General features: G+C 57.6%; 14 protein-coding genes. 7 read left to right on the top strand and 7 right to left on the bottom strand.

Translation table 11 applies throughout. From position 1 onward, the window contains the following. Nucleotides 1-116: 116 nt before the first annotated feature. Nucleotides 117-518 (bottom strand): YgiW/YdeI family stress tolerance OB fold protein, encoded by a 402-nt coding sequence (locus ABIE02_RS14690; RefSeq protein ID WP_032614149.1) that lies wholly within the window; start codon nt 516-518, stop codon nt 117-119. Between the two features lie 138 nt (nt 519-656). Between ABIE02_RS14690 and qseB the strand changes: the two genes are divergently transcribed. The 6 genes from qseB to ABIE02_RS14720 all read left to right on the top strand — a co-directional run bounded on the left by qseB (nt 657) and on the right by ABIE02_RS14720 (nt 4,889). After that, nucleotides 657-1,316, top strand: a complete 660-nt coding sequence (qseB, locus tag ABIE02_RS14695) for a quorum sensing response regulator transcription factor QseB (RefSeq protein WP_032614151.1) — start codon at nt 657-659, stop codon at nt 1,314-1,316. Next, entirely contained in the window at nt 1,313-2,662 is a 1,350-nt protein-coding gene (gene qseC / locus ABIE02_RS14700) for a quorum sensing histidine kinase QseC (RefSeq protein WP_336994982.1), read from the top strand. Before qseB ends, qseC begins: the two co-directional genes overlap by 4 nt. A 105-nt stretch (nt 2,663-2,767) precedes the next feature. Further along, nucleotides 2,768-3,349 carry an NAD(P)H-dependent oxidoreductase gene (locus tag ABIE02_RS14705; RefSeq protein WP_032614156.1) on the top strand — a complete coding sequence of 194 codons (582 nt, stop codon included), beginning with the start codon at nt 2,768-2,770 and terminating at the stop codon, nt 3,347-3,349. Between the two features lie 29 nt (nt 3,350-3,378). Continuing rightward, entirely contained in the window at nt 3,379-3,693 is a 315-nt protein-coding gene (locus ABIE02_RS14710; RefSeq protein WP_032614615.1) for a putative quinol monooxygenase, read from the top strand. A 189-nt stretch (nt 3,694-3,882) separates the two neighbouring features. Next, on the top strand, nt 3,883-4,323 hold the full coding sequence (lysM, locus tag ABIE02_RS14715) for a peptidoglycan-binding protein LysM (RefSeq protein ID WP_032614158.1): 441 nt from the start codon (nt 3,883-3,885) through the stop codon (nt 4,321-4,323). A 38-nt stretch (nt 4,324-4,361) separates the two neighbouring features. Continuing rightward, nucleotides 4,362-4,889, top strand: coding sequence for a hypothetical protein (locus ABIE02_RS14720; protein ID WP_163604267.1), 528 nt, complete (start codon nt 4,362-4,364; stop codon nt 4,887-4,889). A gap of 21 nt (nt 4,890-4,910) precedes the next feature. On the opposite strand, the gene ABIE02_RS14725 is transcribed toward ABIE02_RS14720, so the two are convergent. The 3 genes from ABIE02_RS14725 to ABIE02_RS14735 are packed head-to-tail and all read right to left on the bottom strand — an operon-like array spanning nt 4,911 to nt 9,211. Further along, nucleotides 4,911-6,098 (bottom strand): glycoside hydrolase family 88 protein, encoded by a 1,188-nt coding sequence (locus tag ABIE02_RS14725; RefSeq protein WP_336994981.1) that lies wholly within the window; start codon nt 6,096-6,098, stop codon nt 4,911-4,913. A 28-nt stretch (nt 6,099-6,126) separates the two neighbouring features. Beyond that, a complete protein-coding gene (locus ABIE02_RS14730) occupies nt 6,127-7,371 on the bottom strand; it encodes an oligosaccharide MFS transporter (RefSeq protein WP_072250816.1) in 1,245 nt (414 codons plus the stop codon). Between the two features lie 31 nt (nt 7,372-7,402). Beyond that, nucleotides 7,403-9,211: a DUF2264 domain-containing protein gene (locus ABIE02_RS14735; protein ID WP_336994980.1), complete on the bottom strand. Its 1,809-nt coding sequence runs from the start codon at nt 9,209-9,211 to the stop codon at nt 7,403-7,405. Nucleotides 9,212-9,377: 166 nt separating this feature from the next. On the opposite strand from ABIE02_RS14735, the gene ABIE02_RS14740 reads away from it, so the two are divergent. Then, entirely contained in the window at nt 9,378-10,217 is an 840-nt protein-coding gene (locus ABIE02_RS14740) for an AraC family transcriptional regulator (protein ID WP_336994979.1), read from the top strand. Nucleotides 10,218-10,311: 94 nt separating this feature from the next. On the opposite strand, the gene parE is transcribed toward ABIE02_RS14740, so the two are convergent. The 3 genes from parE to cpdA are packed head-to-tail and all read right to left on the bottom strand — an operon-like array spanning nt 10,312 to nt 13,641. After that, on the bottom strand, nt 10,312-12,204 hold the full coding sequence (gene parE, locus ABIE02_RS14745; RefSeq protein WP_032614175.1) for a DNA topoisomerase IV subunit B: 1,893 nt from the start codon (nt 12,202-12,204) through the stop codon (nt 10,312-10,314). Nucleotides 12,205-12,232: 28 nt separating this feature from the next. Continuing rightward, nucleotides 12,233-12,814 carry an esterase YqiA gene (gene yqiA, locus ABIE02_RS14750; protein ID WP_032614177.1) on the bottom strand — a complete coding sequence of 194 codons (582 nt, stop codon included), beginning with the start codon at nt 12,812-12,814 and terminating at the stop codon, nt 12,233-12,235. Continuing rightward, a complete protein-coding gene (gene cpdA / locus ABIE02_RS14755; protein WP_032614179.1) occupies nt 12,814-13,641 on the bottom strand; it encodes a 3',5'-cyclic-AMP phosphodiesterase in 828 nt (275 codons plus the stop codon). Before cpdA ends, yqiA begins: the two co-directional genes overlap by 1 nt. Nucleotides 13,642-13,653: the final 12 nt, after the last annotated feature.

A 13,653-nucleotide genomic window follows, 5' to 3' on the forward strand; every position in this document is an offset into this window, starting at 1 on the left:
TGGGATTCCTCAACTCAGAAACCAGTTGGTTTCAGGCAATATTGCCGCAGATACTACCTCATCTGGCGAGTCGAGTCACAGAGAAAAAGGGGCCGCACCGGCGGCCCCTTTGTGGGTTATTTATTCAGCTTGATAACCTGTTTCACGTCGATTTCGAAATCGTTCCACTCTTTGTCAACTTTACCCTGCAGCTCAACCTTATCCTGCGGGGTGACGGTCACGCCGTTCCAGCGCTTATTGTCGATCTCGACGTTCACCGTGCCGCTCTCATCGCGGAAGGTGTAGCGGTCGTCGGAGAGGCGCTCGGTGATGTTGCCGCGCAGTTTCACCCAGCTATCGTCCTTCAGATCCTTGACCTTTGCTGCGGTGGTGAGGTTGGCGTCGTTATCGACAAAACCGCCCTGCTGGGTTTGCGTCTGGGTTGCCGTCGCCGACGGGCCGTTAAACCCGCCCTGAGCCGCAAAAACCGGCGCAGTGGTGATCATCATGATGGCAGCAATAGCAGCGTATTTTTTCATCTTAACTCTCCCTTTAATGTCGTTTCGCAATCCATTAAACAGGGTAAACCTTAACAACTTCTTAAGCGGAAAATTTAAATTTTTTTACTGTACAGCGGAGCGTGACAGAGGGTTTACTGGCCTTATCAGGGAGGGAACATGCGCATTTTACTGGTAGAAGACGACAAGCTGATTGGCGACGGCATTAAGGCCGGACTGACGAAACTGGGCTTTAGCCTGGACTGGTTCACCGAAGGTGAAACCGGCAGAGCGGCGCTCTACAGCGCCCCCTATGACGCCGTGGTGCTCGATCTGACCCTGCCCGGCATTGACGGGCTGCAAATCCTGCGCGAATGGCGGGAACAGGGCCGCAGCGAGCCGGTGTTGATCCTGACCGCACGGGATGCGCTCAACCAGCGCGTCGAGGGGTTGCGTCTGGGTGCCGACGATTATCTCTGTAAACCCTTTGCGCTTATCGAAGTGGCCGCCCGCCTTGAGGCGCTGGTACGTCGCAGCCACGGGCAGGCGCGCAGCGAACTGCGCCACGGCGGCGTGACGCTCGATCCCAGCCGGTTGGTGGCCAGCCTCAATGGCGAAACCCTGGTGCTCAAGCCCAAAGAGTTCGCCCTGCTGGAGCTGTTAATGCGCAACGCGGGCCGCGTGCTGCCGCGCAAACTGATCGAAGAGAAGCTCTATACCTGGGACGACGAGGTCTCCAGCAACGCCGTGGAGGTCCACGTTCACCATCTGCGCCGCAAGCTCGGCAGCGATTTTATCCGCACCGTGCACGGCATCGGTTATACCCTGGGTGACGCATGAAACTGACCCAACGCCTGAGCCTCAAGCTGCGGCTGACGCTGCTGTTCCTTGCCCTGTCGCTAACCGCCTGGTTTGCCGCCAGCCTTGTCGCCTGGCAGCAGACCCGCGATACGCTCGATAAGCTGTTTGACACCCAGCAGATGCTGTTTGCCAAACGGCTGCTGACCATGGATCTGGACGAAATCCACGCCCCGGAACGGATGCGCGAGGTGCCAAAGAAAGCGAAACATGGGCGCCTGGACGACGATGCGCTGGCCTTCGCCATTTACACTCCCGACGGCAGGATGGTGCTGAATGACGGTGAAAACGGGCGCGACATCCCGTATCACTATCGCCGGGATGGGTTTGATAACGGCCAACTCAACGACGATAACGATGAATGGCGATTCTTATGGCTCACCGCGCCGGACGGCAAATACCGGGTCGTGGTCGGCCAGGAGCATGAGTACCGCCAGGAGATGGCGCTGGATGTGGTCAGATCGCAGTTTACCCCCTGGCTGGTGGCGCTGCCGATCATGCTGCTGGTGTTGATTGTCTTGTTAAGCCGTGAGCTCAGGCCGCTGAAAAAGCTGAGCCAAACCCTGCGCGCCCGCACTCCCGACGCCACCGACCGGCTGGCAACCCAGGGCGTGCCCATTGAAGTGCGCCCGGTGGTTGACGCGCTCAATCAGCTGTTTGCCCGCACGCAGGCGATGATGGCCCGCGAACGCCGCTTCACCTCGGATGCCGCCCACGAGCTGCGCAGCCCGCTCACCGCCCTGAAAGTGCAGACCGAAGTGGCGCAACTGTCGCTGGACGATCCGCAGGCGCAGGCGAAAGCCCTGACCCAACTGCACGCCGGCATCGACCGGGCCTCGCGGCTGGTTGAGCAACTCCTGACGTTGTCGCGCCTGGATTCGCTGGAGAGCCTGGACGATGTTGAGCCCCTTAACATGGCCGATTTACTGCAGTCGGTGGTGATGGACAGTTATCATCCGGCGCAGCAGGCCGGGATCGAGATCCGCCTGAACATCCTCGACCCACAGGTCACCCGCACCGGGCAGCAGCTTCTCCTGAGCCTGCTGGTGCGTAACTTGCTGGATAACGCCGTACGCTACAGCCCGCGGGGTAGCCGGGTGGAAGTCACGCTCGACACCCACAGCGTTATCGTGCGTGACAACGGCCCGGGTATTGCCCCTGATGCCCTGACGCGGATCGGGGAGCGTTTTTATCGTCCGCCCGGCCAGGATCAGACCGGCAGCGGCCTGGGTCTGTCGATTGTGAAGCGCATCGCCGCCCTGCACCGGATGACGGTCACGCTGGGCAATGGGCAGGACGGTGGATTTGAAGCCAGAATCAGCTGGTAGGCATTATTGCTTTTTCAGCAAAAGACTTTGCACATTTTGCTAATTTCACCGCACCGCTGTCGCGCGTAGAATGGCCCTCAGACTCGCTACTCTGAGGACAACTTAATGAGCAATATTCTGATTATCAACGGTGCGAAAAAATTCGCCCACTCCAATGGCCAACTGAATGACACCCTGACCGAGGTCGCGGATGGTTTCCTGCGCGACGCCGGGCATGATGTTAAGGTGGTGCGCACCGACGGTGAGTACGATATCCAGGCCGAAGTGCAGAACTTCCTCTGGGCTGACGTCGTTATCTGGCAGATGCCTGGCTGGTGGATGGGCGCACCATGGACCGTGAAAAAGTACATGGACGATGTCTTTACCGAAGGCCACGGCGCGCTCTATGCCAGCGATGGCCGTACCCGCTCTGATGCGTCGAAGAAATACGGCTCCGGCGGCCTGATTCAGGGAAAAAAATACATGCTCTCCCTGACCTGGAATGCCCCGATGGAAGCCTTCACCGAAGAAGATCAGTTCTTCCACGGCGTGGGCGTTGACGGTGTTTATCTGCCGTTCCACAAGGCCAATCAGTTCCTGGGGATGGAAGCGCTGCCGACCTTTATCACCAACGACGTAATCAAAATGCCGGATGTGCCACGCTATATCGCAGAATATCGCAAGCATCTCGCGGAAATTTTTGCTTAACTGGTGGCATGTTATCAGGAGAAATGACCATGCTTACCGTTATTGCTGAAATTCGCACCCGTCCTGGACAACATCACCGTCAGGCGGTGCTGGATCAGTTCGCAAAAATTATCCCGACCGTTTTAGAAGAGGCAGGCTGCCACGGCTACGCGCCGATGGTGGACACCGCCGCAGGCGTCAGCTTCCAGACCACAGCCCCGGACTCGATTGTGATGGTTGAACTGTGGGAAACCGTGGCCCACCTCGAAGCCCACCTGCAGACCCCACATATGAAAGCGTGGAGCGAGGCGGTGAAAGGGGATGTTCTGGAAACCCATATCCGTATTCTGGAAAACGGGGTCTAACCTCCCCGTATCGCCGGGCGGCGCTGCGTTTGCCCGGCCTGGGTTTTGCTGGTCCGGTAAGCGAAGCGCTACCGGGTAAAACGGCACCACATCGAAAGCCTGGTTGCGTAACGCTACCGGGCTTTTTTTATCACCGTGAGACTCACCTGCTATGCTTATTCCTGATTTCATTGTTATCTGGAGGAAGGAATGGGAATTTTTAACTTCGTTAAAGAAGCAGGTGAAAAGCTGTGGGACAACCTGACCGATCACAAAGGTCAAAGCGATAAAGTCTCTGAGCATCTTAAAAAACTCAACATCCCGGGTGCCGATAAGGTGCAGGTCAACGTCAACGACGGTAAGGCCGTAGTGACAGGCGACGGGCTCACCCAGGAGCAGAAAGAAAAAATTCAGGTCGCAGTGGGGAACATTGCGGGCGTCAGCGAGGTGGAAAACACCATCACCGCAACCGACACCCAGCATGAGGCCACCTACTACACGGTAAAATCGGGCGATACCTTAAGCGCCATCTCCAAAACCGTGTATGGCGATGCGTCGAAATACAACAAAATCTTTGAAGCCAACCGACCTATGCTCTCCAGCCCCGATAAAATTTATCCAGGGCAGACGCTGCGTATTCCTGAAGCCTGAAACGTAACGTCAATTTAGCGTCACATCGAGGGAAAAGGATGAAGATAGCCTGTCTGGGCTGGGGTTCATTGATATGGAAAAGCGGCCCACTCCCCGTCGCCGGGGAGTGGCAAACCGACGGTCCGTCGCTGCCCGTGGAATTTTCCCGGGTCAGCGATGGCGGTGAACTGGCGACGGCCATCTGTATGAACGCACCCGCCGTGCCGGTGCTCTGGGCGTGGCTCGACGCGGAAACGCTGAGCGTTGCCTGTCAGGCTTTGCGCGAACGCGAGGGGATCCCCGAGGAACGCTGTGACGGCATTGGCTCGTTGTTGATTGCTGGCCGCCCTACCGGTTTGCTCTCAGAATGGGCGGTGGAGAGAGGCATCGAGGCGGTGATCTGGACCGGGCTGCCGCCACGAAGCGCCTCGCTGGAGGGACGCGTCCCCACCGTAGACGAAGCCATTGTCTATCTGGACAGCCTGAGCGGTGAGGCCCGTCAGCACGCGCGGGACTATATTGACCAGGTGCCGGAACAAATCGACACCCCCTACCGGCGGGTCATCAAAGATGTGCTGGGGTGGTGATATCCTCACCCCAGCCGTTTTTTACCAGTACAATTTCCAGCTCTGGGTAAAGCGCACCAGGGCTTCAACGTAGAAGTAATCCCCCCAACTGGCGCACTCATCCACCCCTTTGTTGCTGGCGAGGTGATAGACCGAGTGCTTCAACAGGCCGTTGCCCTTCTCCTCTTTGCCCATCAGATAGTGCTTCGTCAGGGAGGACATAATCCCTTTCGCCCATGCCAGATAGCGCTCGCGGTCCGGGTCGGTCACCGGCAGATGCTTCACCAGCTCCAGCAGACCACACACCGCAATCGCCGCCGATGACGAATCGCGCAAGGCATCCGTGCCCACAAGGGCCAGATCCCAGTGACAGACGTAATCCTCCGGCAGGCGATTGAGGAAGTAGTTCGCCAGCCGTTTCGACAGGGCGATCATCGTCGCGTCGCCGGTATAGATGTAGCTCAGCAGGAAGCCGTAGATCCCCCACGCCTGGCCGCGCGACCAGCAGGAGTCATCCGCATAGCCCTGCTGGGTATTGCCGTAGCGCGGCGCGCCGGTAACTACGTCCATATAGTAGGTGTGGAAGGTCGAGGCGTCTTCGCGGATAAGGTAGGTTGCCGCCTGCATGACATGCGCTCTGGCGGCCTCGGCAAAGCGCGGATCGCCGGTCTGCTCGGTCGCCCAGTAGAGCAGCGGCAGGTTCATGTTGCAGTCGATGATCATCCGCCCGGCCTGTTCCGGGTCGGCCAGATCGCCCCAGGCCTGGATAATCTTCGCTTTTTCGTGGAAGCGTTCCAGCAGCGCTTCGGCGGCCAGCAGCGAGAAACCGCGCGCCTCACGGCTGCCGGTCAACCGCCAGTCTGCCACGCAGGAGAGCGTGTAGAGAAAGCCGAGATCGTGGGTGTTGGTGTCGCTGCGCCCGGCGATGCGCAGGCCAAACGAGCGGGTATGTTTCTCGGCCATGGCGCGGAATTTCTCCTCGCCGCTCATCTCCCACGCCAGCCAAAGCTGCCCGGTCCAGAAGCTGGTGGTCCACTCGACGTTCTCCGTCAGCGGGTAGTACCCCTCCTTGCAGGTTTCTGCCGGGAATTTGTCGCCGAACTCCGTTAAATGACGGCTAATCAGGTCGAGGACGTGGCTGCGCGCCGAGCTTAGCTCATCGCTAAACGCGCGTTCATCCACGGGCGCGGGAATATCGGCCAGATGTTCCTCGGTGATATGACTTAACATAATTCGATTCCTTCTTTGACGGCGTAAATTAGTGGTGTTCTGCAACGTTCAGCGTTTTAGCGCCGCGCCATTTGCTCTGGCAGGCGGATAACGTAAACGCAGAAATAAGGGTAAAGGTCAGCGCCGTGGCGCCCATGATGATATAGGTCTGCTCAAAGCCGATGCGGTCATACATATAACCGGCGGGTGACGACACCACGACGTTGCCGACGTAAAGCATCGCCTGATAGCCCAGCAGATACATGGTGGCGTTTACGCGCTTATCGAAATGCTCGGCAATATATTTGAATACCGACACCAGCAGGAGGCAGATTTCCAGGCCGTACAGCGGCTTAAGAACCGAAATTAACAGATGGGAGTCGCACATCCCGGAAATAATCAGTCGCGCCCCGACAATCAGACCGACGATCAATAATCCACGCTTCGCGCCGATAAAGTTCACGAACAGCGGGATCACCATATACATCACGAACTCCATGCCCGACTGCACGGTGCCGAGATAGCCAAATACCGCGTTGCCCTGGTGAACATCATCGAAGAAGGTAACGAAATAGCGGGAGAACTGCTGTTCGGCGATAAACATCATCCACGCCACGCCCGCCACATACAGGCAGAACGCCCAGAACTTGCGGCTGCGCAGTAAGGCATAGACATCAGCTGGCGCGATTTTCTCTTTGGTCAGCACCTCACCGGCATGCTCGGAGTTAGTATTCACCTTCAGGCTCAGCAGGACGATGAGCATAATCACCGACGCCACGCTGCCCATAATAAAATTGTACGCTGGCGAAAGGTTAAACAGCAGGCCGGAAAACGAGGAGGCCACCGCCCAGCCGAGCGATCCCCACATGCGGATCTGCCCAAACTCCATGCCATTCAGGCGGCTGAAACGGTCGGAATAGGATTCGCACGCCGCCACGCCCGCATACCAGGCGAAGCTTAAATAGAGCGCGCCGATAATAATCCCCAGCATGGTGTTAGACATTAATAACGGCTGGTAGACGTAAATAAAGAACGGCGCCATCAGGGCAGACATCGCTACCACAAAATAGAGCAGGTATTTGCTCATGCCGATCTTATCCAGAATATAGCCGTAGATCGGTTTGAGAATAACGGAGAAGATGCCGTTCACCGCAAATACGGTGCCGATCACCGACCCGCTGAGATTGGCTTTTTGTCCGAGCCAGATTGCCAGCAGACCAATACTTGCCGACCAGGTAAAGAAATAGAGAAAGATAAAACTGCTGATTTTGTAATATTCAGTTTTGTTATTCATACCATCCTCGCCGATATCCAGGGTAAGGGCTTTATAAAATGAACGACAGCTGACGTTCGCTTCCAGGCACGCGAATGACGACCTGGTTATTGTTGATGTCCAGTTGAGGGGGTTCTGTCCTGTTTTTATTGTTAACGGAGGCCGTCACCGCGCAGCAGAGCCAGCTCTCGCCCTGTGGAACTGTGGTGGCGAGTACCGGAATGGCGGCGCAGTCGGCAAACATGACGCTGCTGTTTGGCGGCGTTACTACGCAGTCCGGCTGGCGGGTAACGGCAGGTGAGAGATCGACAATGGCGCTGCTGCCGTTAGCTGCACTCAGATAACTGCCCCGTTCGCTCAGCTGCGGTTCGGTTTTCATCACCGCAAATCCACCTTCAACCGTTTGCAATGTGCGGGCGCTGTTGATGCGGTGCAGACGCAGATGCCACTCACCAAAGGGCACCAGCCAGCTCTCGATATGAACGTCATGCCACGGCGACCAGCGCGAAAAGATGTAATTCTCATCGATGCGGACCGCTTCGCACTCGCGGCGTCCGCGGAAGTAGTTATCGCCGTCGGCCAGCAGCAGCATGGAGTCACAGGCGGCATGCTTAAGGCCGAAACGCCCGCGCTCAATGGTGAAACCGAAACGGCTGGAGTAGGCAAATTTGGTGTATTTCGCCTCGGTGTTGACGTAGTTGTTCAGCTCCAGCTGCCCGGCGGTGAGCAGGGTGACATGATCGGTGTGGATCAGGATCTGCTGGGCATGGGGAATGACGCGCGTTTCAGCAAGCGTGGGCAGCGGCTGCTCGTCGGCCTGCCAGAACGGATGGCTCTCCGGCAGGGCCAGGATCAGATAGGTTTTCAGCGCCCAGTAGGGCGAACCAGGGGAGTTATAATCTTCGCACATCGCCAGGTTCGGGTAGGCAAAGCCGAGGGTCAGGATCCCGTCGCGATCGGTAATCGGCTGCTGCTGCCACCAGCGCAAATGACGGAGGATAATCCCCTTCACGATGCCCGGCGTGAACACCTCCAGCCCGGAGAAGGCCACTGCGCTCCAGAAGGCGACCATCGCGAAGCGGTAGGTCAGGCTGCGGCCAAAGGGCACCGAGGCGCCGTCGGGAGCAGACATATAAATAAAGTCTTCGGCAAACAGGGCGGATCGCTGACGCAGCACCTCTGACCGCGCCTCATCGCCGCTCAGAGTGGCGTAGATCAGGCCGTAGAAGTGAAACGCCATTGAGATGTAGTAATCCTTTGGCCGCCCCGGGCCGTCGGAGTACCAGCCATCGCCCAGATAATAGGCATCCATCATCGCAAAGCGGCGATCGATGGCCTGCTGGTCATAAGGCAGTCCGGCACGCTTAAAGCCGAGCTGTACCATGATGGCGAAGTAGTTCCAGTTGCTGTCCGGCATCGTCGCGTCGGTGATTTGGTTCAGCCAGGCGTGCAGGTTCATCAGTTCACGTTCGCTAAACCGTTCGGTAAGGTTCTCCTGCAACAGCGCCAGCCCCAGACCATAGGCCGCCATCTCCACCAGACGCTGATCGTAAGGCCCCGCCTCGCCCCAGTAACCTGCGCTGTGCGGGTCGGTGCCCTGTTTAATGGCGGCGATGTATTTGTCGCTGTACGGGGTGCTGTCGCCGGCGGCCATCAGCGGAAACAGCCCCCACAATACGCGGGACAGCCCCTCCATCTGCGCAACATCCGTGGCGTAGTGCGCGCTGGTGTCGCCCAGCGAAAAGCGAGAACGGCCCGCCGGGAACTGCGTGTCTACCGCCGCAAGCAGGGTGTTCAGTGCCGCCACCAGATCCTGGCGGGATGACAACGGATTTGATTTTTCTTTGTTTGCCGCGCACATAGGTCCATCCTCGTAATCAACTGCGGCAAAGAATAGTTAATCAGCAAGGTGCAGAAATGTTAGCCGGGTCACAGGAGTGAGAGATGAATAAACCCGCAGTTAAGGAAATTTAAAAAGGTGGTTTATAAAGTGACAAGGAAAGGGAAAAGTTGAGTTTTATTGCACTATGCGTGAGACACCCACAGCGGAACATCTGGAGCTTATCGCCCTTAACGACACCATCGTGTCGTTCAGTCGTTTGTTCGCCAACACCGTGCGCTATCATCACTGGCACCAGTGTCTGGAAATTCTCTATGTCGAAGAAGGCTTTGGCGTGGCGATTGTCGATAACCGCCACTACACCATGCGCCCGGGGCGGCTGTTTTTCTTTCCGCCCTTTACCCTGCATAAGGTGATGGTGGATCCGCAGGCCGAAGCCAACTACCGCCGCACCATTATTCATCTCGACCAGCATGCGGTAATGAAGGCGCTGCGCGATTTTCCGCAGACCCAGCAGCGGCTACAGAAGCTGTCGCAACGCGGGGGAGAAGCCTGGGTGGCGGATATGGCGCACTGCCACAGCCATCTCGATCATCTCTTCAGCTGTTACTCGCCGCCGATGAACAGCGAGCGGATCGCCAGCCTGCTGATCGGCCTGTTTGCCATGCTGCCGCATGACGATGAAGGCCAGCCCGGCAACAGCCGCGGCATCGCCAGCCAGGTGATGTTCTGGCTTGATGAGCATTATCAGCAAAAATTCAGCCTTGATGCGCTGGCAGACGAGCTGGGGAAATCCCGCAGCTATGTGTCGCGGAAATTTCACGCCGAAACGGGGGAGAAGATCCACGATTACCTGAATACGTTACGCCTGCGTAAGGCCTGCGAGAGTCTGCTGCACTCTGATGCCAGCGTGCGGGATATCGCCGCACGGGTGGGGTTTTCCGATGTGACCTATTTTATCAGCGCCTTTAAAAAGGGCATCGGTGAGACGCCCCTGCAATACCGGAAGAATCACGGTGCGGCCTGAGCGCCTCGCCCCGGCTCTGCCCTGCGGTCAGAGGATGCAAACATTAAAAAAGGCAACCTGGGTTGCCTTTTTGCTATTACCTTGCCAGAGAGGATCAGCCTTCGATATCCGCGAGGTCGCCCTTCTCCTGCAGCCAGTTGCGACGATCTTCCGAGCGCTTCTTGGCCAGCAGCATGTCCATCACCGCGTTGGTCTGCTGCTCATCTTCATCGCTGATGGTCAACTGCACCAGACGGCGGGTGTTGGGATCGAGGGTGGTTTCACGCAGCTGTAACGGGTTCATCTCGCCCAGCCCTTTAAAGCGCTGCACGTTCGGTTTGCCCTTCTTACGCTTGAGCTGCTCCAGCACGCCCGCTTTCTCTTCTTCCGTCAGGGCGTAATAGACCTCTTTACCGAGATCGATACGGTACAGCGGCGGCAGCGCGACGTGGACGTGACCGTTTTTCACCAGCGTTCTGAAGTGCTTCACAAACAGCGCACACAGCAGGGTAGCGATGTGCAGACCATCGGAGTCCGCATCCGCGAGGATACAGATCTTGCCGTAACGCAGCTGGCTCAAATCCTCGCTATCAGGATCAATCCCGATTGCCACGGAGATGTCGTGCACCTCCTGCGACGCCAGCACCTCATCGGAAGAGACTTCCCAGGTGTTAAGGATCTTACCCTTCAGCGGCATGATCGCCTGATATTCACGATCGCGCGCCTGTTTGGCTGACCCGCCTGCGGAATCCCCTTCCACCAGGAACAGTTCGGTACGGTTCAGATCCTGCGCGGTGCAGTCCGCCAGCTTGCCCGGCAGCGCTGGGCCGCTGGTGAGCTTTTTACGCACCACTTTCTTCGCCGCACGCAGACGCCGCTGGGCGCTGGAGATGGCCATTTCGGCCAGCATTTCCGCTGCCTGCACGTTCTGGTTCAGCCACAGGCTGAAGGCATCTTTCACCACGCCCGAAACGAACGCCGCGCACTGGCGCGAGGAGAGACGCTCTTTGGTCTGCCCGGCAAACTGCGGATCCTGCATTTTGACCGACAGCACATAGGCGCAGCGCTCCCAGATATCTTCTGCTGACAGCTTCACGCCGCGCGGCAGGATATTGCGGTATTCACAAAACTCACGCATCGCGTCCAGCAGGCCCTGGCGCAGGCCATTAACGTGCGTTCCGCCCTGCATGGTCGGGATCAGGTTCACGTAGCTTTCGGTCAGCAGCTCGCCGCCTTCCGGCAGCCACAGCAGCGCCCAGTCTACCGCTTCCGTATCACCGGAAAAGTTACCGATAAACGGTTTTTCGGGCAGGGTGGGCAAACCGTTTACCGCTTCGGCCAGGTAGTCATTCAGGCCATCCTGATAACACCAGCGCTGCTCGCTGTTGTTAACCTCGTCCTTGAAGGTGATCTCCACCCCAGGACAGAGCACCGCTTTCGCTTTCAGAATGTGCGTTAAGCGCGAGACGGAGAAACGTGGGCTATCAAAAAAGCTTTCGTCCGGCCAGAAGTGGACGCTGGTACCGGTATTGCGCTTGCCGCATGTACCGATCACCTGCAAATCCTGCACTTTATCGCCATTTTCAAAGGCGATGTTGTAGACCTGGCCGTCGCGGCGCACGGTGACTTCAACGCGTTTTGACAGGGCGTTGACCACGGAGATACCTACCCCGTGCAGGCCACCGGAGAACTGGTAATTTTTGTTGGAGAACTTGCCGCCCGCATGCAGGCGACAGAGGATCAGCTCAACCGCCGGAACACCCTCTTCCGGGTGGATATCCACCGGCATGCCGCGACCGTCGTCGATGACTTCCAGCGACTGGTCGGCATGCAGAATAACGTCGACGCGTTTGGCATGACCCGCCAGCGCTTCGTCGACGCTGTTATCAATTACTTCCTGGCCCAGATGGTTTGGGCGCGTGGTATCGGTGTACATCCCCGGACGGCGGCGAACCGGCTCAAGCCCGGTGAGTACCTCAATGGCATCAGCGTTATAGGTTTGCGTCATGATTTAAACTAGCAATTCGCAGCGATTGTCAGAGGCTGTGCAGACCAAGAAAATCGACAATCTGGGTGAAATGATCCTCAAAGCCCGTGAAGGCATGATTACCGCCCTCTTCTATAGTCTGGCGGCAGGAGGCGTAATACGCCACCGCCTGGCGGTAATCCAGTACTTCATCACCCGTCTGTTGCAGCAGCCAGATAAGGTCTGGCGCTTCCAGCGGATCAATCTGCATAACTTTGAGGTCGTAAATATGGCGTGACTCTAGCACATATTGCTGTCCGGTGTAGGGGTTCTCGTTGTGACCCAAATAGCCCACCAGCAGCTCAAAAGGCCGCACCGCCGGGTTGACCACCACCGCTGGCACCATAAAGCACTGGGACAGCCAGGTGGCGTAGTAGCCGCCGAGGGAAGATCCCACCACACCGAAGGGTTCGCCGCCGTGCTCCATGACAATCGCTTCCAGCATTTCGGCAGCCTCGGCCGGGTATGGCGGCAGTTGCGGGACGATCATCTGGATGTGCGGATGATGCACCTCCAGCCACTGTCGAAACAGCGTCGCTTTTGCGGAGCGCGGGGAACTGTTGAACCCGTGCAGATAGAGGAGCGCAGACATCAGTAGCCTTCTGACGCCGTATCCGGGCGGAACTGCGTGCCTTGCAGGCGGCAGACTTCGGTCGTTACCGAGCCGTCGGCATGCAGGTCCAGCCAGCGCCAGCCAGGGGCAATGGTGTCTAAGGTAAAGTTCGCGCAGTGCGGTTTGAACTGTACGCAGGTGGACGGCGTAGCCAGCAGACGACGGCCGTTCCAGTCGAGATCCAGCTCCTGGTGAATATGGCCGCAGAGTAAATGTTTGACCCGCGGGAATTTCTCCAGCACCTGATCCAGCGCGGCAGAGTTGCGCAGGCTGTGCTGATCGAGCCAGCTGCATCCTGCCGGCAGGGGATGATGGTGCAGTAAAAGCAGGGTATGGCGATCAGGCTCTGCCTCGAGCCGGGCTTCAAGCCACTCCAGCTGAAAGTCGCTCAGCTCGCCGTGCGGCACGCCGAAAACCTGGCTGTCGAGGAGCAGGATTTGCCAGCTGTCACCCGAGTGAACCCGCTTCGCAGGCGAAATGCCCGCATCCTGCAGCGCGCTGTACATTGAAGGCTGAAAATCGTGATTACCGGGTAACCAGACGCAGGGCGCGTTAAAGCTCGCGATACCTTCAGCAAAATGCTGATAAGCCGCGGAGGTTTGATCTTGTGCCAAATCGCCCGTGGCGACAATCAGATCGCATTGGCGATTCTGAGCATGAATGGCTTCCAGAACAGCCTGATAACTCTCCCAGGTATTTACACCTAACAGGGTTTCATGCTTATTGGCAAACAGGTGAGTATCAGTAATTTGCAATACCCTGACTGGCGCCCCACCAGCAACAGTCAGGTTCAACAGGCTTTCCAAATGGTGTCCTTA

It is taken from the genome of Leclercia sp. 1548, from assembly GCF_050435045.1.
Lineage (GTDB): Bacteria > Pseudomonadota > Gammaproteobacteria > Enterobacterales > Enterobacteriaceae > Enterobacter > Enterobacter adecarboxylatus.

Coding starts and splice junctions, on each gene's coding strand:
- ABIE02_RS14720 (WP_163604267.1), top strand. CDS start 4,362: ATGAAGATAGCCTGTCTGGGCTGGGGTTCATTGATATGGAAAAGCGGC.
- ABIE02_RS14735 (WP_336994980.1), bottom strand. CDS start 9,211: ATGTGCGCGGCAAACAAAGAAAAATCAAATCCGTTGTCATCCCGCCAG.
- ABIE02_RS14710 (WP_032614615.1), top strand. CDS start 3,379: ATGCTTACCGTTATTGCTGAAATTCGCACCCGTCCTGGACAACATCAC.
- qseC (WP_336994982.1), top strand. CDS start 1,313: ATGAAACTGACCCAACGCCTGAGCCTCAAGCTGCGGCTGACGCTGCTG.
- ABIE02_RS14730 (WP_072250816.1), bottom strand. CDS start 7,371: ATGAATAACAAAACTGAATATTACAAAATCAGCAGTTTTATCTTTCTC.
- qseB (WP_032614151.1), top strand. CDS start 657: ATGCGCATTTTACTGGTAGAAGACGACAAGCTGATTGGCGACGGCATT.
- ABIE02_RS14705 (WP_032614156.1), top strand. CDS start 2,768: ATGAGCAATATTCTGATTATCAACGGTGCGAAAAAATTCGCCCACTCC.
- ABIE02_RS14690 (WP_032614149.1), bottom strand. CDS start 518: ATGAAAAAATACGCTGCTATTGCTGCCATCATGATGATCACCACTGCG.
- parE (WP_032614175.1), bottom strand. CDS start 12,204: ATGACGCAAACCTATAACGCTGATGCCATTGAGGTACTCACCGGGCTT.
- ABIE02_RS14725 (WP_336994981.1), bottom strand. CDS start 6,098: ATGTTAAGTCATATCACCGAGGAACATCTGGCCGATATTCCCGCGCCC.
- ABIE02_RS14740 (WP_336994979.1), top strand. CDS start 9,378: ATGCGTGAGACACCCACAGCGGAACATCTGGAGCTTATCGCCCTTAAC.
- yqiA (WP_032614177.1), bottom strand. CDS start 12,814: ATGTCTGCGCTCCTCTATCTGCACGGGTTCAACAGTTCCCCGCGCTCC.
- lysM (WP_032614158.1), top strand. CDS start 3,883: ATGGGAATTTTTAACTTCGTTAAAGAAGCAGGTGAAAAGCTGTGGGAC.